General features: G+C 62.1%; 17 protein-coding genes. 8 read left to right on the top strand and 9 right to left on the bottom strand.

The window, feature by feature from the left end:
• Positions 1-11: 11 nt before the first annotated feature.
• Positions 12-488, bottom strand: a complete 477-nt coding sequence (locus tag AHA_RS04325) for an FxsA family protein (RefSeq protein ID WP_024946196.1) — start codon at positions 486-488, stop codon at positions 12-14.
• 449 nt (positions 489-937) lie between these two features.
• Here AHA_RS04325 and aspA point away from each other — a divergent pair, with 449 nt between their 5' ends.
• The 3 genes from aspA (at position 938) to AHA_RS04310 (ending at position 5101) form a co-directional block, all read left to right on the top strand.
• Entirely contained in the window at positions 938-2380 is a 1443-nt protein-coding gene (gene aspA, locus AHA_RS04320; RefSeq protein WP_011704801.1) for an aspartate ammonia-lyase, read from the top strand.
• Positions 2381-2507: 127 nt separating this feature from the next.
• Positions 2508-3827 (top strand): anaerobic C4-dicarboxylate transporter, encoded by a 1320-nt coding sequence (locus AHA_RS04315; protein ID WP_011704800.1) that lies wholly within the window; start codon positions 2508-2510, stop codon positions 3825-3827.
• A gap of 200 nt (positions 3828-4027) precedes the next feature.
• The gene (locus AHA_RS04310; protein ID WP_011704799.1) at positions 4028-5101 is read left to right on the top strand and encodes a porin; all 1074 of its coding nucleotides are present in this window, start codon (positions 4028-4030) and stop codon (positions 5099-5101) included.
• Positions 5102-5165: 64 nt separating this feature from the next.
• Here AHA_RS04310 and mdtH read toward each other — a convergent pair whose 3' ends face one another.
• A complete protein-coding gene (mdtH, locus tag AHA_RS04305) occupies positions 5166-6359 on the bottom strand; it encodes a multidrug efflux MFS transporter MdtH (protein ID WP_011704798.1) in 1194 nt (397 codons plus the stop codon).
• A 208-nt stretch (positions 6360-6567) separates the two neighbouring features.
• Here mdtH and AHA_RS04300 point away from each other — a divergent pair, with 208 nt between their 5' ends.
• The gene (locus AHA_RS04300; RefSeq protein WP_024946193.1) at positions 6568-7467 is read left to right on the top strand and encodes a LysR family transcriptional regulator; all 900 of its coding nucleotides are present in this window, start codon (positions 6568-6570) and stop codon (positions 7465-7467) included.
• 51 nt (positions 7468-7518) lie between these two features.
• On the opposite strand, the gene AHA_RS04295 is transcribed toward AHA_RS04300, so the two are convergent.
• Positions 7519-9288 carry a M4 family metallopeptidase gene (locus tag AHA_RS04295; RefSeq protein ID WP_011704796.1) on the bottom strand — a complete coding sequence of 590 codons (1770 nt, stop codon included), beginning with the start codon at positions 9286-9288 and terminating at the stop codon, positions 7519-7521.
• A gap of 351 nt (positions 9289-9639) precedes the next feature.
• On the opposite strand from AHA_RS04295, the gene AHA_RS04290 reads away from it, so the two are divergent.
• Positions 9640-10194, top strand: coding sequence for a GNAT family N-acetyltransferase (locus AHA_RS04290; RefSeq protein WP_011704795.1), 555 nt, complete (start codon positions 9640-9642; stop codon positions 10192-10194).
• Positions 10194-10745 carry a ribosomal protein S5-alanine N-acetyltransferase gene (rimJ, locus tag AHA_RS04285; protein ID WP_011704794.1) on the top strand — a complete coding sequence of 184 codons (552 nt, stop codon included), beginning with the start codon at positions 10194-10196 and terminating at the stop codon, positions 10743-10745. Before AHA_RS04290 ends, rimJ begins: the two co-directional genes overlap by 1 nt.
• Positions 10746-10847: 102 nt before the next feature.
• Here rimJ and AHA_RS04280 read toward each other — a convergent pair whose 3' ends face one another.
• From AHA_RS04280 to AHA_RS04270, 3 genes are all read right to left on the bottom strand, one after another.
• Positions 10848-11093: a hypothetical protein gene (locus tag AHA_RS04280; protein WP_005309486.1), complete on the bottom strand. Its 246-nt coding sequence runs from the start codon at positions 11091-11093 to the stop codon at positions 10848-10850.
• Positions 11094-11402: 309 nt separating this feature from the next.
• Positions 11403-12452, bottom strand: a complete 1050-nt coding sequence (locus tag AHA_RS04275; RefSeq protein ID WP_011704793.1) for an oxidoreductase — start codon at positions 12450-12452, stop codon at positions 11403-11405.
• A 108-nt stretch (positions 12453-12560) separates the two neighbouring features.
• Positions 12561-13724: a multidrug effflux MFS transporter gene (locus AHA_RS04270; RefSeq protein ID WP_024946189.1), complete on the bottom strand. Its 1164-nt coding sequence runs from the start codon at positions 13722-13724 to the stop codon at positions 12561-12563.
• Positions 13725-13946: 222 nt separating this feature from the next.
• Between AHA_RS04270 and AHA_RS04265 the strand changes: the two genes are divergently transcribed.
• Both AHA_RS04265 and hemW read left to right on the top strand, forming a co-directional pair.
• Positions 13947-14543: an XTP/dITP diphosphatase gene (locus AHA_RS04265; RefSeq protein ID WP_011704791.1), complete on the top strand. Its 597-nt coding sequence runs from the start codon at positions 13947-13949 to the stop codon at positions 14541-14543.
• 134 nt (positions 14544-14677) lie between these two features.
• The gene (gene hemW / locus AHA_RS04260; protein ID WP_011704790.1) at positions 14678-15823 is read left to right on the top strand and encodes a radical SAM family heme chaperone HemW; all 1146 of its coding nucleotides are present in this window, start codon (positions 14678-14680) and stop codon (positions 15821-15823) included.
• A gap of 116 nt (positions 15824-15939) precedes the next feature.
• Here the strand turns inward: hemW and AHA_RS04255 are convergent, their stop codons facing one another.
• From AHA_RS04255 to zntR, 3 genes are all read right to left on the bottom strand, one after another.
• Positions 15940-16158, bottom strand: a complete 219-nt coding sequence (locus tag AHA_RS04255; RefSeq protein ID WP_146061344.1) for an alternative ribosome-rescue factor A — start codon at positions 16156-16158, stop codon at positions 15940-15942.
• Positions 16159-16285: 127 nt separating this feature from the next.
• Positions 16286-16822 (bottom strand): dihydrofolate reductase family protein, encoded by a 537-nt coding sequence (locus AHA_RS04250; protein ID WP_011704788.1) that lies wholly within the window; start codon positions 16820-16822, stop codon positions 16286-16288.
• Positions 16812-17249 (bottom strand): Zn(2+)-responsive transcriptional regulator, encoded by a 438-nt coding sequence (gene zntR / locus AHA_RS04245; RefSeq protein ID WP_005309469.1) that lies wholly within the window; start codon positions 17247-17249, stop codon positions 16812-16814. Before zntR ends, AHA_RS04250 begins: the two co-directional genes overlap by 11 nt.
• Positions 17250-17591 lie beyond the last annotated feature (342 nt).

Genomic DNA, 17591 nt, shown 5'->3' with positions numbered 1-17591 from the left:
AAGCGCAGCAGTTACTCCTTGCGCTCGAACTCCCCTTCGATGGTGGTGCCGCTGCGCGGAGCTTGACCCGGCTGGTCATTGCCCGGCACCTCGTCAAACGGCTGCTGACGGGCCTGAAAACCGCCCATCTGCATCTTGAACTGGTTGCTGCCGATCAGCTTGTCGGCCAGCTTGTTGCGCAGCCAGGGCTGTAGCAGCAGGATGCCGAAGAAGTCGGTCACGAAACCCGGGATGATCAGCAGCAGACCGGCCAGCGCCAGCATCATGCCCCCCATCACCTCACGTCCCGGCATCTCCCCCTGCTGCATCTTCTGCTGCGCATTGAACAGGGTCTTGATCCCTTCGCTGCGCACCAGAGAGGAGCCCAGCACCGCCGTCAAAATGAGCAAGCCGACGGTCGGCAAGGCACCGATCACGGAGCCGACTTCGATCATCACGGTGAGCTCAAGCACCACCAGACCGACCAACAATAGAAACAACTTGCCCATAACAACCTCAGTGCGGATGAATGTGAATGAACCGCTGGCGAAGTGCGACAACCGCTGATGCCGTTGCCAACCCGCCATGGTATCGGTTCCTGTTGATTAAAATGGGGGGTGACGCGCATTTTTCAAGTCCACAGGGTGACGAGGCGCCGGATCCACAGAAAAACCGGTCTGCCAGACTGTGATTGAAGTCATTGTTCTGTCAAAGTAAATCGGTTGATTGCAATATCTGTTTAATGACCACAAGTTATTTGAGGTTGTCTCAAATTTAGTGATCCAGGTCTAATATCAGATACCTCAATTGGGGTAATATCGACGCCAGTAATTAAGGGAGCAAAAAAGCTCCCAACCGCCCCACTCGATGTGTGGTGCTTCAGGATGAACCGTGCGTAAGGAACTCGCGACCACTCGGTGAGGATCGTTTCCATTTATCTGATTTCTGAGGCATTACAATGAGCGACATCAAGAACGTCCGCATTGAAGAAGACCTGCTGGGCACCAAAGAAGTTTCCAACGATCTCTACTACGGTGTGCATACCCTGCGCGCCGTTGAGAACTTCAAGATCAGCACTCAGAAGATTTCTGACGTTCCGGAATTTGTCCGCGGCATGGTACTGACCAAGAAGGCCGCCGCCCTGGCGAACGGCGAACTGGGTACCATCCGTCCTGAAATTGCTGACAAGATCGTAGAAGCCTGCGACCTGATGCTGAACACCGGCAAATGCTTCGACCAGTTCCCGGTCGACGTTTACCAGGGTGGTGCCGGCACCTCCGTCAACATGAACACCAACGAAGTACTGGCCAACATCGCCCTCGAAATCATGGGTCTGGCCAAGGGCCGTTACGACGTCATCAACCCCAATGACCACGTCAACAAGTGCCAGTCCACCAACGATGCCTACCCCACCGGTTTCCGCGTGGCCGTGGTCAACAGCACCGACACCACCCTGCACGCACTGGAAGCACTGATCGCCGCCTTCGATGCCAAGGCCGCCGAGTTCAAGGGCATCCTGAAGATGGGTCGTACCCAGCTGCAAGATGCGGTGCCGATGACCCTGGGTCAGGAGTTCCACGCCTTCGCCGTCACCCTGCGCGAAGAGATCAAGTCCATCAAGCGTTGCCAGGAGCTGCTGCTGGAAGTGAACCTGGGCGCCACCGCCATCGGTACCGGCCTGAACACTCCGCCCGAGTACTCCGCCCTGGCCATCAAGCGCCTGGCCGAGATCACCGGTCGTGCCTATGTTCCGGCTGAAGATCTGATCGAAGCGACCTCCGACTGCGGCGCTTACGTGATGCTGCACGGCGCCATCAAGCGCATGGCGATGAAGCTCTCCAAGATCTGTAACGACCTGCGTCTGCTCTCCTCCGGCCCGCGTACCGCACTCAAAGAGATCAACCTGCCGGAAATGCAGGCTGGCTCCTCCATCATGCCGGCCAAGGTCAACCCGGTCATTCCGGAAGTGGTCAACCAGTCCTGCTTCAAGGTATTCGGTAACGACGTCACCATCACCTTCGCCGCCGAAGCCGGTCAGCTGCAGCTGAACGTCATGGAGCCGGTGATCGGTCAGGCGATGTTCGAATCCCTGAGCCTGATGGAAAAAGCCTGTATCTCCCTGCGCGAGAAGTGCGTGGAAGGCATCACCGCCAACCCGGAAATCTGCATGAACCACGTGCTGAACTCCATCGGCATCGTGACCTACCTGAACCCCTTCATCGGCCACCACGAAGGCGACATCGTCGGCAAGATCTGTGCTCAGACCGGCAAGAACGTCCGTGAAGTCGTGCTGGAGCGCGGCCTGCTGACCGCCGAGCAGCTGGATGAAATTCTCTCCATCGAGAACCTGATGAACCCGCAATACAAAGCCAAGCGTTATACCCGCGAAGCCACCGTATAAGCGAGCAAATGGGCCGGGTTTATCCCGGCCCATAAAGTCAGTTCCCGATAGGTCTTGCCCAGCCCCATCGGGAATTGGCTTTTCTGCCAAATAAAACCTAAAAAAACTGGAAAATGGAGTGTTCGCTATGATTGGAATCGAGTTACTTGTCGTGCTCGCCGCTATCTATCTGGGGGCCCGGATAGGCAGCATCGGCATCGGCTTTGCCGGTGGTTTGGGGGTACTGGTACTGACCTGGGGTCTGGGGATGCCAATTCCCAGCGACCAGCTGGTCACCTACATCCCCTGGGACGTGATCATGATCATCGCGTCCGTCATCTGCGCCATTGCTTGTATGCAACTGGCCGGTGGCATGGACTATCTGGTCTCCCTGGCTGAGAAAGCCCTGCGCAAGAACCCCAAATACATCACCTTCGCCGCCCCGGTCGTCACCTATCTGATGACCATGCTGGCCGGTACCGGTCACACCGCGTTCTCCACCCTGCCGGTGATCGCCGAAGTCGCCAAGGAGCAGGGCATTCGTCCGTCCCGTCCGCTCTCCATCGCCGTCATCGCCTCCCAGATCGCCATCACAGCCTCGCCCATCTCCGCGGCCGTGGTTGCCTTCTCCGGCATGCTTGAGCCGTTTGGCGTGGATTACCTGACTCTGCTGGCCATCTGCATCCCCTCCACCTTCATCGCCTGCATCCTCGGCGCCTTCGTCGCCAACATGCTGGGCAAGCCGCTCGACCAGGACGAAGTCTACCTGGAGCGCAAGGCCAAGGGGCTGATCAAGCTGCGTGGCACCACCAAGCTGGAGCTCAAGCCTTACGCCAAGGTGTCGGTCTGGATCTTCATCGCCGCCATCGTGGCCGTGATGGCCTACGCCACCGCCATCTCCGGTAAAGTGGGCCTGATCGCCAACCCGCCGATCCCCCGTGATGGCGCCATCATGGGCATCATGCTGGCCGCGGCCACCATCATGACCCTGGTCTGCAAGCTGGACGCCACCCAGGTCACCAACATGCCGACTTTCAAGTCCGGCATGTCCGCCTGTATCTGCGTACTGGGCGTGGCCTGGCTGGGCAACGTCTTCGTGAAAGGCAACATGGACACCATCCAGCTGATCGCCGGCGACCTGCTGAACCAGTACTCCTGGCTGCTGGCCGTGGTACTGTTCTTTGCCGCCATGCTGCTCTACTCACAAGGCGCCACCACCAAGGCTCTGATGCCGGCCGCTCTGGCACTGGGTGTCAGCCCGCTGACCGCCATCGCCTCCTTCGCCGCCGTGAGCGCCCTGTTCGTGCTGCCGACCTACCCGACCCTGTTGGCCGCGGTCGAAATGGATGACACCGGCTCCACCCGTATCGGCAAGGCGGTATTCAATCACCCCTTCTTCGTACCGGGTGTCGCCACCATCGCCATCGCCGTGGCACTGGGCTTCTTCTTCGGTGGCATGATGCTCTAACCAGCATTTAATTCCACAAACACGCAAACGGCCCTGTTCGGGCCGTTTTTTATGCCTGCTTTTCAGGTCAAATCATTAATTAATCCTTGTGCGCTTCAGTTTCTATCAAGGTTCGCAGATCTACTCTGGGGCATCGGAACAGAAACCGATCAACAGGGCCGAGCACAGGTCCGACAGTGTTTACACCAGAGGAACGAACAATGAAAAAGACAGCATTGACCATGGCCATCTCCAGCGTGCTGCTGGCCGGTGGTGCGCAAGCCGCTACCGTCTACAACCAGAACGACACCAAACTCGACATCGGTGGTCGCGCTCAAGGCATGTACTACGGCACTGATGACAACGGTTCTGAAGGTGACCAGAGCTACCTGCGTCTGCACGTTGCCGGCGAAACCAAGATCGACAACGAGCTGACCGCGTTCGGCTTCGCTGAATACAACCTGCCGGTCTCCGGCTCCGACAACGACGAGCTGCGTTATGCCTACGCCGGCATCAAGCACGATCGTTTCGGTGCCTTCAGCTACGGCCGTCAGGATGGTCTGTTCACCAAAGCCGTGAACAACTACACCGACGTGCTGCCAGAGTGGGGTGGTGACGGTCTGGGCAAGGACACCGAAGTGTTCGGTACCGGTCGTACCAACGGCCTGGCCCAGTACATCTACACCTATCAGGGCCTGACCCTGGGTGCCCAGTTCACCGGCAACAACGATCCGCAGAACGCCGATCGCTCCCCCACTTCTTGGACAAAAGGTTCCACCGAGGGCTTCGCCGTGTCCGCCAACTATGACTTCGACATGGGCCTGAGCCTGGGTACCGCCTACAACCAGGCTGGCAAGACCGACGAGCAGGCCGCCAACGCCGCCTTCGGTGGTGACCGCGACGCCAAACTGTACGGTGTCGGTGCCAAGTACGCCGTCGGCGACCTCTACCTGGCTGCCACCTACTCCCACGGTGAAGACCACATGTACGTCAGCACCTTCAACGGCTACGCCGAGAAGATGGATGGCTACGAAGCCGTCGCCCAGTACGCCTTCGGCAAGTTCAAGCCGTCCCTGGCCTACCTGCGTACCGACGTGAAGGACAACGCTCGCGGCATCGATGACACCGCCACCGAGTACGTCTCCATCGGTGCCTGGTACAACTTCACCGACAACTTCAACGCCTACGTTGATTACAAGATCAACCTGCTGGACAACGTCAACGGTACCCACACCAACTCGCTGGGCAAGAACACCGACGACGTGGTCGCCGTGGCCCTGCAGTACAACTTCTAAGTCTTCCCTGAATTGCCTACTGTATTTTTTACCGGCCGCCCAGCGGCCGGTTTTTTATTGCCCGTCAGATGTTGACCCGCGCCAGACTCGGCTCGCGGTGAAAACAGTTCACCAGCAGCAACAGCGTCGTCACCCCGACCGTGCCCAGCACCAGCCAGGGTAACCAGGGCTGACCCTGCAGCATGGCGTAGTCATGCAGCGCGCCGCCCCCCACGTAACCCGTCATGCCCCCCAGCGCCAGCCCCAGCCGGCTGAAGCCCATGTAGCTGCCGCGTGCCCCCGGCTGCGCGAGCTTGGTCATCAACGTCTCCCGCGCCGGTTCCGCGATGACGATCCCCAGATAGAAGCAGGCCAGCAGCATGAATACCGCAGGCAGGGTGTTGGCAAAGGCCACCAGCCCGATGCCGGTGGTCATCAGCAGCACCCCGGCCATCAAGCGGCTCTCCAGCTTGAAGTGGCGCTCGCCATAGCGCGCCAGCGGATAGAGCAGCGCCAGCGAGATGGCGGTCTCCAGGGTATACATCCAGCCCACCGCCGTGGTGGTGCCCGCCATCTGCTTGACCAGAATGGGGAAGATCAGCATCACCTGGACCCAGAGCGCGTAGTAGCCGCTCAGGATCAGCACCAGTCGGCAGAACGCCTTGTCCGCCAGCACCTGGCCGAGACCGGCGCGGATCGGGGTCGGTCGCACCGAGAGCTTGTAGGCAGGCAGGATCAGTAGGTTGCACAGCGCGGCGCAGACAAACAGGCCAGCCCCCAGCAGGCAGACATATTCGAAGTCGAAGTTGAGCAGCCAGCTGCCGAGCAGGGCCCCCACCACGGCGCCGGCGCTCTCCAGCATCATCAACAAGGAGATGTAGCGCCCCCGCTGGCGGGGCCGGGTGAATTTGATCACCAGTGCGGCGCGGGGCGGATCGAACAGACAGCCCCCCAGTCCCGAGATGACGCAGGAGAGGATCAACTCCAGCCCGCTCTGGGCATAGGCCAGGCTGGCAAACCCCGCCGCCCGCAGCAGCATGCCGCCCACGATGAGCGGCCGCGCGCCGAACTTGTCCGCCAGCGAGCCGCCCAGAATGCCCAGCCCCTGCTGGGTCAGCTGGCGCAATCCCAGCGCCAGCCCGACCACCCCGGCCGCCCAACCGAGTTGATCCACGAAGCGCAGGCTGATCATGGGCATCACCACGAAGAATCCCAGGATCACCAACAGGGAATCCAACGCCAAAAACCACCGCCCCAACCGCCTCGCCCGCTCCACCATGACTACCCGTCCCCTGCTTTTCTGATGACATTCCGATTAATTCGTCTCATCGCCCGAATGACGCCGTCACCAAACGGGCTCAAGGTGCAACGAGCCCCTGAACCGATATGGCAATATGCCAAAGCACAACGATTGATACTGCTATTCTGGGAGGACGCCAGATATAGTGGTAGCCGACAACTGGCTATATTTTATATTGGATTATGTTATGGCTATGACCCTCGACGATCTGCAATTGCTGCTGGATGTGGTCAATCGCGGCAGCTTCAGCAAGGCGGCCGCCGTGCGCGGCTGGTCACAACCCATGGTGAGCCAGCGGATCGCCGTGCTGGAACAGGATCTGGGCCAGCCCCTGTTTCGCCGCCATCGGCGCGGCGCCACCCCCACCCCGGCCTGCGAGCAGTTCCTGCCCGCCGCGAGTGCAGCACTGAGTGCGCTGGAGGGGGGTCGCCTGGCGATGCAGGGAGCGCCGGCGCTGCCGCGCATCCGGCTCGCCTGCCTGCCCTCCCTGACGACCGTGGTGTTCGGCCCCCTGCTGCTGGCACTGGTCGACGAGACCTTCGAGATCCGCTGCAACACGGATCACTCCGGTATCATCATGCAGGAGTTGCTGACCGGCGAGACCGACGTCGGCTTCATCCTCAAGTGCCCGGCCATCGCCGGCATCCAGCTCGAGTTGCTCTACCGCTCCCCCATCATAGCGGTGGCCTGCGCCACCCATCCGCTGGCCGGGCGGCAGGGGCTGACCCTGCAGGACATCGCCAACGAGCGGCTGGCCCCCCAGCAGTGGGGCACCGGCTGCGACGAGCTGATCCTGCAGTTGCGCCTGCTGCGCCAGGTGGCGAGCCCGCTGCACGCCATCCAGCCCGCCAGCGCAGCGCGGGAGCTGGCGCTGGAACACGGCTTCATCACCCTGATGCCGGCGCTCGCCATCGCCCGGGATCTGGAGTTCGGCCGGCTGGTGCAGCTGGACGTGGTGGACCTGCCGCCGGATCACTGGGATGTGATGATGGCCTGGCGCAGCGGCAAACGGCCCAATCCCGCCAAGGAGCGGGTGCTGGAGGCCGCCCGTACCCTGGCCCGGCGCTGGGCGGGCAAATCCGCATAAAAAAAGCGCCGGACAAGTCCGGCGCTCTATCTCTATTACGGTGACTCAGACTCAGTAGCTGGCCTTGAGGGTCACCCCCGAGAAGGCGCTGTAGGCGCTCAGCTGCACGTTCCAGGTCCCCGCCTTGGGCGAGTTCAGGGTGCAGGTCTCGGCGTTGCCGCTCTTGTAGGGACGGCAGTCATAGCTGCTGCTGGTCGGCACGCTGCCGAACTTCACATAGAGATCCGCATCGCCGGTACCGCCGCTGCTGGCAATAACCAGCTGGCTCTTGCCGGCCGGCACGTCGATGGTGAAGTTCAGCTTGCCACCCTTGGCGGCGGAGAGACCGCTCACCGGTACCCCGTTTTGCAGCACGCTGCCCGGTTGCGGAGTGGTGCCGCCGCAGGAGGCATTGACCCCCACAGTGGTAAAGGCCGCCGCCACGTCGGTCACGCTGTAGCCCAGATCGGTCGCGGCCTTGGTCACCCCGCAGGCGCCCTGATCGAAGGTGGTGTTGGCACCCCAGTAGAGGCGGTTGGCCAGCACGAACACTTCAAAGGCCTTGCGGGTGTTCCAGCCGCTGGTGTTGGCCAGCAGGTAGAAGGCGCGGTTGTAGACACCGGAGCTGTGGTGCACATCGATACCATCGTAGTAGTCGCTGGCATGGCCGATGGAGCTGCCGTCCCGGGTCGGATCCTCGAAGTAGCGCAGCGAGCCGTTGCCCTTGAAGATCTGGGCGCCCACCAGCCAGTCGTTGCTGCCCTTCATGAAGTTCTCGGCCGCTTCCCCCGCCATGTCGGAGAAGGCCTCGTTGATGCCGCCCGACTGACCGGAGTAGACCAGCCCGGAGTTCTGCTCGGTAAAGCCGTGGCTCACCTCGTGGGCCGCCACGTCCAGGCTCACCAGCGGGTAGAAGGTGGTGGCGCCGTCACCGAAGGTCATCTGGCTGCCGTCCCAGAAGGCATTCTCGTAGTTGCGGCTGTAGTGCACCCGCATCTTCAGCTTGAAGGTCAGCGGCGCCGTGTTGTACCAGTTGCGGTACATGTCGAACACCACGTTGCCGAAGTAGTGGGCGTCGTTGAGCGGCGAGTAGGCGCCGTTGATCTCCTTGACCGTGTTCTCCGGGCAGGTGAACTGATGAATGGCGCCGCCCGTGGTGGCGTGATTCATGTTGAGGGTGTCCACGTTCGGGCTGGTCATCCGGCAGTTGTCGTCCACCAGCAGCGGGCCGAAGTCGGCACCGTAGAAATACTTGCCGGTCTTGACGTTGCCACCCGGGCCGGTGGCGTCCTTGTGGTTGATCCCTTCCCAGCGCTTGAGCTCGCTGCCGTTCTGGGCATCGATCACCACGAAGGGGCGGCTCGGCTCGTCGCTCGCCGCCAGCCAGGAGACCAGATAGACCAGGCGGGCCTGACCGGCCTCATCCTGCATCACGAACAGCTTGACCCGCTCGTTGCTGCCCTTGGCCCCAGCCCGTGCCTTGCTGGCGGCATCGGCCGGCGACAGGGCTGCGGTCGGACTGGCCACGTCGGCATCGATCTGGCGCAGGATCTGGCCAGAGACCTGGCTTATCTGCCCGCCGAGGGACTGCTCGGCCACCAGCACCTGGCCCCAGACCGGGATGCCGTGCCAGGTCTGCTCATAGCGTACCCGCTGCTGACCGTTGGGCAGCTTGACCGCCCGCACCTGACGAAACTCGCCATCCCCTGCCAGCGCGCTCACCCCGGCAGCGCCGCTCGGTGCCCCCTGAATGCCCGCTACCTGATGCACATCCACCTGTTCTGCAGCCAGCGCTGCGCTTCCCCAGCAGGCCAATACCACGGCCAAATAGACTTTGTTCATCCGTCTTTTCCTTAAGTCGATGAAGATTACACGTCGGGTCCGTTGCCCGGCGCTCCTACACTAGTTGGCACGTTCAAGATTGCTGCCTGTCATATGTGACAGAGCAGCACAAACCCATAGCAGGATCTGCTGTTACCCCTGTTTGGTAGCGTGAGAAGAGTTCAAAATGGCGAATAACACCAAAAAAAGCCGAACAATGGCCAGGCGCTTTCTGGCTGCCACCAACCGCCCCTCCATATGGGGATGGCGGGGCGCAAGAACAGATGGAAAACCCTTGGCGTACAAGGGGTTGATTGGCTACATTGGCGGTTTGGCGGCCCGCTTCGGGCCCTGACTGGAGGGGAGGTGCGGATGTTTTCATGGCAACTGGACGACGAGCTGGCGCTGCTGTTCCTGCAGCCCGACATGGCCAGCGAACTCTTTGCCCTGTGTCGGGAGAACCGTGACTACCTGACCCAGTGGCTGCCCTGGCCGCCCTACATTCAGCAGCCCGCCGACAGCGCCACCTTCATCCGCCACGCCATCGAGAAGTTTGCCCGTGGCGAGGGGCTGACCACCGCCATCGAGTATCAGGGGGAAGTGGTTGGCGTCATCGGTTACAACCAGATCGACCGGGCACTGGCCAAGGTCAGCATCGGCTACTGGCTGGCCGAGCGCTGGCAGGGCAACGGCATCATCACCCGCACCTGCCAGGCCCTGATCCATCACGCCTTCGAGGAGATGGGGATGGAGAAGGTGGAGATCAGCGCCGCCACCGACAACGAGCCCAGCCGGGCCGTCTGCGAGCGCCTCGGCATGCAGCAGGAGGGGATCACCCGCCGTGCCGAGCGGCTGGCCGACCGCATCGTGGATCACGTTCACTACAGCCTGCTGCGCGATGAGTGGCTCAGGCAGAGGGATCACTGATGGCACTGCCACACCTGTGTACGGCCCGCTGCCAGCTCACCATACTGCCCCCCGAGCGGGCCGATCTGATGCTGGATTTCTATCTGCGCAACCGCGCCCACCTCGCCCCCTGGGAGCCCAGCCGGGACGAGAGCTTCTACACCCTGAGCCACTGGCACGGCCGGCTGCGCGACAGCTATGGCCAGTTTTTCAATGGCAGCGGGGTGCATCTGGTGGCGCTCGATCCCCATGGTGAGCAGGTGATCGCCACCTGCAACTTCACCAACATCCTGATGGGCGCCTTCAAGGCCTGCCATCTGGGTTACGCCATCGACCAGGCCCACCAGGGGCAGGGACTGATGCAGGAGATCGTCGAGGCCGGCATCGACTACCTGTTCCAGGAACACGGCCTGCACCGCATCATGGCCGGCTACATGCCGTCGAATCAGCGCAGTGGCGCCCTGCTCGAGCGGCTCGGCTTCGAGCGGGAGGGGTACGCCAAAGACTACCTGATGATCAACGGCCGCTGGGAGGATCATATCCTCACCGCGCGCCTCAACCCGGTACTCTAGCCGGTTCTCGGGCCGGCAAGAATCCCGTCAAAGGCGGGGAACGGGCATAAAAAAACGGGCCCGAAGTTGCCTTCGGGCCCGTTCTTCAGATGAGGTGCAGGCTTAGTTGGCCTTGGCATCGCTCACTGCGGCTTCCGCCTTGGTGGCTACGTCAGCGGCAGCCTTCTCAACGGTTGCAGTCGCTTCGGAAGCGGCCTTCTCTACGGTAGAGGTGGCTTCGCTAGCGGCTTTCTCAACAGTTGCAGCAACGTCGGCGGCCGGAGTAGCGGCCGGAGCGGCGGCTTCTTCTTTCTGACCACAAGCGGTCAACATCAGACCCAGGATACCGGCTACCAGTACTTTGTTCATGTGCATACCCTCAGAAAAATATGGAGAGATGGTTGGTACAACCATCACAGTGCGTCCTTTCACCCGGTGAAAAACCCATATGCCGGGAGCCAAGAGGCGCGCGAAATATATCCCCATACGCGCCCAATGAAAACGAGTATCACAATGATATTTTCTCGTTGGCTGGATGAAAAGAACTACTACAACGACAAACATTAATACAAAACACTGTAAATGGCGCAGTTTTGTACAATAAAACGCCACAAGCCCCGTGGTTGCTGGCAATAAACGGCTATTGCATTGTGCCGGCAACCACGCGCGGACTGCGCCTCAATCAGACAGGATCTGACAAGCCAACCGCTTGCCCTCGCGGGCGCTGTCGCGGGCCAGGTCCAGCAGCGCCATCACCGCCAGCGCCTCGCCGGCCGGCACCGGGTTGTCGCCCTCCCCACGAATGGCGGCGCAGACGCCGCGATAGTAGGCGCCGTAGTCCCCTGCCTCGCCAGCCACGCTCTGCTGCTGCAGCTGACCGTCGCGGATCCGGCTGAGCTGGCCGGGTTCGTTGTCCACCCCCCAGTCTGCCGCCGGCGGCCGCTTGCCGAGCTTGAGCTGCTCCTCCTGCATATCCATGCCGAACTTGATGAAGGAGCCCTCGCTGCCGTGGATGACGAAACGCGGCATGGTGGCCGACACCAGGCAGCTGCCGTGCAGCACGACCCGCATCTCGCCATAGCCGAGCACCACGTGGAAGTAGTCATCCGCCAGGGCACCGGGGCGCTGCTGGGCCAGATCCGCCTGCAGCCAGTCCGGCTGACCGAACAGCTGGAGCGACTGATCGAGGATGTGGGGGCCGAGATCGAACCAGAGGCCGGAACCCGGACCGCCCGCCTCGCGCCAGCGCTGGCGCACCTCGGGACGATAGCGATCGAAGTGGGATTCGAACTGGGCAACCTGACCGAGCTCTCCTTCCGCCAGCAGGCGGCGTACGGTGAGAAAGTCACCGTCCCAGCGCCGGTTGTGGAAGATGCTGAGCAACCGCTGCTGCTTCTCCGCCAGCTCGACCAGCGCCTTCGCCTCGGCCAGATCCAGGGCGAACGGCTTGTCGATCACCACGTGCTTGCCGGCCAGCAGGGCCTCACGGGCGATGGGGGCATGGGTGTCGTTGGGGGTGGCGATCACCACCAGATCGACCGACGGGTCCGCCAGCACCTCGGCCAGCGAACCGACCCGGCAACCGGGCAGATCGCTCTGCACCTTGGCGGCGTCGCGGCTCACCACCCAGCCGAGGGAGAGCCCGGGCGTGCTGGTCAGAAACGGGGCGTGAAAGGTTTGGCCTGCAAAGCCGTAGCCCACCAGGGCGGCATTGATTGTGTGGCTCATCCGGTTTTCTCCACGGGTAGCTGTGTCACGGGGTGCAGGCAAACCCTTGCCTGCCAAATAGAGAAGGGGGCCCAAGGCCCCCTGAGTGTGCCCATCAGAGCACAGGATTTATTGCAAACACAAGCGCCGGCCCTGGCGGGTCATCAGCATCAGCAGGGGGGGCAGCAGCAGCCACATGTGCAGCGCCAGCTGGCTGAGCGGATCGTGCATCAGCACGCCGATGAAGCCCACCAGCGCGCCGGAACCGCTCATCTGGAACAGACCGAGCAGGGCGGCGGCGGTGCCGGCGCAGTGGCCGAACGGTGCCAGCGCCATGCCGGCGGCCGCGCCCAGGATCATGGCAAAGCCGATGCTGGAGAGGAACACCGGGCCCATCATGGCCAGCGGATGCTCGATGTGCATGGCCAGGGTCAAGGCGATGGCGGAGAGCAGCAGCACCAGCAGGCCGATGCGCAGGGTGCGTCTTGGCCCCACTCTGGCGATGAAACGGGGCGCCAGGAAGCAGGCCAGGATGTTGAGTGCCGCGTTGGCGGTGAACCAGTAGCTGAAGCCGCTCATGTCCAGCCCCAGCTTCACCATTAGCTGCACCGGCGCCGCGGTGACATAGGCCAGGATCACCGCCATCGCCAGCATGCACAGCGTCGCGTTGAACAGGAAGCTCGGGGAGCGCAGCACCGGGCTGTAGCGCGACCAGCTGATGAGCGGGCCGCTGCTGCTGGTCTCTTCCGGACGGGTCTCCGGCATCCGCCACAGCAGCCAGCTACCGACGATGACCGCATAACCGGCCATGAACCAGAAGTTGGCAGACCAGCCCGCCTTGGCGGTGAGCCAGCCACCGAGCAAGGGGGCCAGCGCCGGAATAAAGCAGATGGCACCGTTCAGGTAGGAGATCATCTGACCGCTCTTCTTGGGGCCGTAGCTGTCACGCACCACAGAGAAGGCAGCCACCGAGGTGGCACAGGCGCCAAAACCCTGCAGCACCCGCGCCAGCATCAGCTCACCCAGGCTCGCGGCAAAGCCGGCACCCAGGGCGCTCAGACCGTAGAGCAGCACACCGCCAAGGGCGATGGGCTTGCGGCCGTAGCGATCGGCCAGCGGCCCCACCAGCAGTTGTCCCAGTCCCATGCTGAACAGGAACCAGGTGATGGTGCCCTGCATCAGGGTCACCTCGGCCCCCAGCTGCTCGGCCATCTGCGGAATGGCGGGCAGGTAGATGTCGATGGCCAGCGGACTGAACAGCACCAGTAGGACAAGCAAAAGAATCAATGGCATCAGTCACCTCGTGGCATGGGGAAAATAGATTGGGGCGCGAGTCTACTGGCTCACAGTAATGAATTGAAATGGTATTTAATCACTTCTGTTATTCCATTCAGGAAACATTCATTTTATCCGCATCTTGCCATGACCCCGGTGAGGGTGATCCAGGGCAATTGGCGCTTTTCCTGGGCGCCAGCCCCGCATAGAATGCGCTGATTATTTTTGCGGAGGTGCTCGATGAACAAGCTTGTCCTGGCAACAGGGAACCAGAAAAAGGTGAAGGAATTGGCCGCCATGCTGGCCGATATGAAGATCCAGGTGATCCCACAGAGCGAGTTTGCGGTCTCCGATGCCGAAGAGACCGGCACCACCTTCGTCGAGAATGCCATCATCAAGGCCCGCCACGCCGCCCGCATCACCGGCCTGCCGGCGGTTGCCGACGACTCCGGCCTGGAAGTGGATCTGCTGCACGGCCGTCCCGGCGTCTACTCCGCCCGCTTTGCCGGTGAGGGTGCCAGCGACAAGGACAACATCGACAAGCTGCTGGGCGAGCTGAAAGGCGCCCCCGAGTATCTCAAGAGCGCCCGTTTCTGGTGCGTGCTGGTCTACATGCGCCACGCCGACGATCCCACCCCCATCATCTGCCAGGCCAGCTGGGAAGGGATGATCATCGACGAGCCGCGCGGCCAGCACGGCTTTGGCTATGACCCTGTGTTCTTCGTGCCCGATCACGACTGCACCTCGGCCCAGATGCCGGCCGAGCTCAAGAACCAGCTCAGCCATCGCGGCCAGGCGCTGGCCAAGCTCAAAGCGGCCCTGGCGGCGGTCAACTAAAGCGCTGTCTCCCGCCGCGTTGTCATCTACAATGGGGGCCGTCGGCCCCCGTTTCGTTCGCGGCGCCCCGGCCCGTTGTCATCGACGACAAGGGCAACCCGACCCCTGATGATTTTTTGAACACTGGAAACCCCATGCTGCAATTGCCGCCCCTCTCCCTTTATATCCACGTGCCCTGGTGTGTCCAGAAGTGTCCCTACTGCGACTTCAACTCCCACGCCCAGAAGGGGGAGCTGCCCCACCTCGAGTACGTGGCCGCCCTGCTGGAGGATCTGGAGCAAGACCTGCACTGGGCCCAGGGGCGCCCCCTCTCCTCCATCTTTATCGGTGGCGGCACGCCGAGCCTGCTGAGCGTCGAGGCCATGCAGGCGCTGCTGGACGGGGTGCGCGCGCGCATTGAACTCACCGCGGACTGCGAGATCACCATGGAGGCCAACCCGGGCACGGTGGAGGCGGACAAGTTCGCCGGCTTCCAGCGGGCCGGCATCAACCGCATCTCCATCGGGGTGCAGAGCTTCCAGCAGGAGAAGCTGACCCGGCTCGGCCGCATTCACGGGCCCGCAGAGGCGCGCAAGGCCGCCGAGCTGGCTCACGCCATCAAACTGCCCACCTTCAACCTGGATCTGATGCACGGCCTGCCGGATCAGAGCCTGGCGGACGCACTCTCGGATCTGCAGCAGGCCATCGACTGCGCGCCGCCGCACCTCTCCTGGTATCAGCTCACCATAGAGCCGAACACGGCGTTCGCCTCCAAGCCGCCCACCCTGCCGGAGGATGACACCCTGTGGGACATCTACGAGCAGGGCCACGCCATGCTCACCGCCCACGGCTATCAGCAGTACGAGATCTCGGCCTATGCCAAGGCGGGCTACCAGTGCCGCCACAACCTCAACTACTGGCGCTTCGGCGACTATCTGGGGATCGGCTGCGGCGCCCACGGCAAGGTGACGGATCTTGCCAACCCGCAGATCCTGCGCACCGCCAAGGTGAAACACCCGAAAGGCTATCTGGACCCGAGCCGCCCCTATCTGGACGAGCAGTGGCAAGTGACTGCGGACGATCTGCCGCTCGAGTACTTCATGAACCGGTTCAGATTGTTTGAACCGGCCCCCAAGGCGGAGTTCGAGGCCTACACTGGCCTTGGGCTGGAACGGGTAGAGACCATGTTGACCATCGCCCAGAGCAAGGAGCTGATCGAGGATCTCGGCGACAGCTGGCAGCTCACCCCCCTCGGCCATCGCTATCTCAACGTGCTGCTCCAGCTCTTTATGGACGAATGAGCACGGGTTCACTCTCTTGCGGCAAGAGAGTGAATCAGCACCAACGAATAGAGAAACAATCAGGGCGCCATTGGCGCCCTGATTGTTTTAGCTGATGCCTTGCGGCAGGAACCCGCTCAGCAGCAGACGCGTACCATCTGCTGTTGGCCGGGCTCCCACCGCTTGCCGTGCTTGGCCTTGCGCTGATAGCTGCCCTTGCCTTTCTTGCTCGGTTCGACCCGGGCCTGGAACAGGGGAGAGGTCACCAGTGCCTTGAGGTGGTTGTCCTGAATGATGCCGCGCTGATGTTCGCAGGCGGGCTCGGTGGTGACCTGGGTCACCTTCTTCTTGGCCATATCGGCTCCTTGATGCGGTTGTGTGTTTGCCCATCGCCCCAGCCACCACAGAACCGGGGCTGACGGCGAAAAAACGTGCCGATTGTGCGCCTCTCCCGGCCCGCCTGCAAGGGGGCTGGCGGGATCCTCAGGCCGGTTGGTAGACAACCCGTACCAGCCCGCTTGGCAGCACGGTGCTCGACACCGGCACCAGCGCGCCGGGCAGCGGCCCTGCAAAGAGCGGCACCCCGCCCCCCAGGGTGACCGGCACCCAGAACAGGATCAGCTCGTCCACCAGCGCGGCCTGCAGTCCCTGCCTGACCACCTCGCCGCCATCCAGATAAAGATGGCGGCTGCCCGCCTGCCACAGCTCGTCCAGCACCTGCGCCAGCGCCCCCTGCCGAAAGGAGACATGCTCACGGGGAGCGGCGGGTCTGTGGGTCAATACCACCACCGGCTTGTCACCATAAAACCACTCGGGAAAGCCGAGCACAGTATCGTAGCTGTTGCGCCCCATCAGCAGGGTATCAACGCTCGCCATCAGTGCGCTGTAGCCGGTTTCTTCCTGGGAGTCGCCGTTGTAGGGCTCAAGCCAGGCCAGATCGCCCCCCTCCCCGGCAATGAAGCCGTCGAGGGAGAGGGCAAGAAAGGCGGATACCCGGGGCCGGCGCAGCTCAGTGCTCATGGTCGTGGTGCTCATGACGGGAGGGGGCGCCGGACTCCAGCGTCTCGAGGATGGCGCAGTGCTCCGCCGAGCGCGGACCGCCGCAGCAGATGTTGGAGAGCTCGCGCAGGTTGTCGCGAAAACGGGTCAGCTCGACGATCTTCTGCTCCACCTGTTCGAGCTTGGTGTCGGCCACCGCCTTCACCTCCTGACAGGTGACCTTGGCCTTGTTGGTATCGAGATCCAGCAATTCGCCGATGTCGGCCAGCGAGAACCCCACCGACTTGGCGCGGATGATGAACTCCAGCCGCCGCTTGTCCTGCTCGCCATAGAGGCGATAGCCGGACTCGTTGCGAATGCCTGGCGAGATGAGACCATTCTTCTCGTAAAAACGCAGGGTATCCGCCTTCACCCCGCACGCCTTGGCCAGCTCCCCGATCCGATACATGCCTTTTCTCCCGTTGAATTTGCCACACAGCCACAACCGGCCCCCACTATCGCCCCTTTGCCCGGCGATTGCCAGCCGGCAGCAGGAAAGGGGACGCGGCCACCCTTTTGCCATCAAGAGACTGAAAAGACAAACGTTTCACAAAAACCAACCAGAAAACGTTTAACACCGCACCAGACAAGGCTTTGTCACTTTAAAAAATCCACCACGGGTCACATTTTTTGTGTAGAATACGCGCCCACAAGAGAGCGTCGCGTCAAGCGGGCATTTCCTAAAACGCTTTTGCCTGTCGGCAGGTTTTTCAGGCGAGAGCGGTTTGCGAAATCCCCCACTTCCATTTAT

It is taken from the genome of Aeromonas hydrophila subsp. hydrophila ATCC 7966, assembly GCF_000014805.1.
GTDB lineage: Bacteria > Pseudomonadota > Gammaproteobacteria > Enterobacterales > Aeromonadaceae > Aeromonas > Aeromonas hydrophila.
Note: the sequence above shows the minus strand (reverse complement) of the source record. Positions and strands in the feature narration are given on the sequence as shown.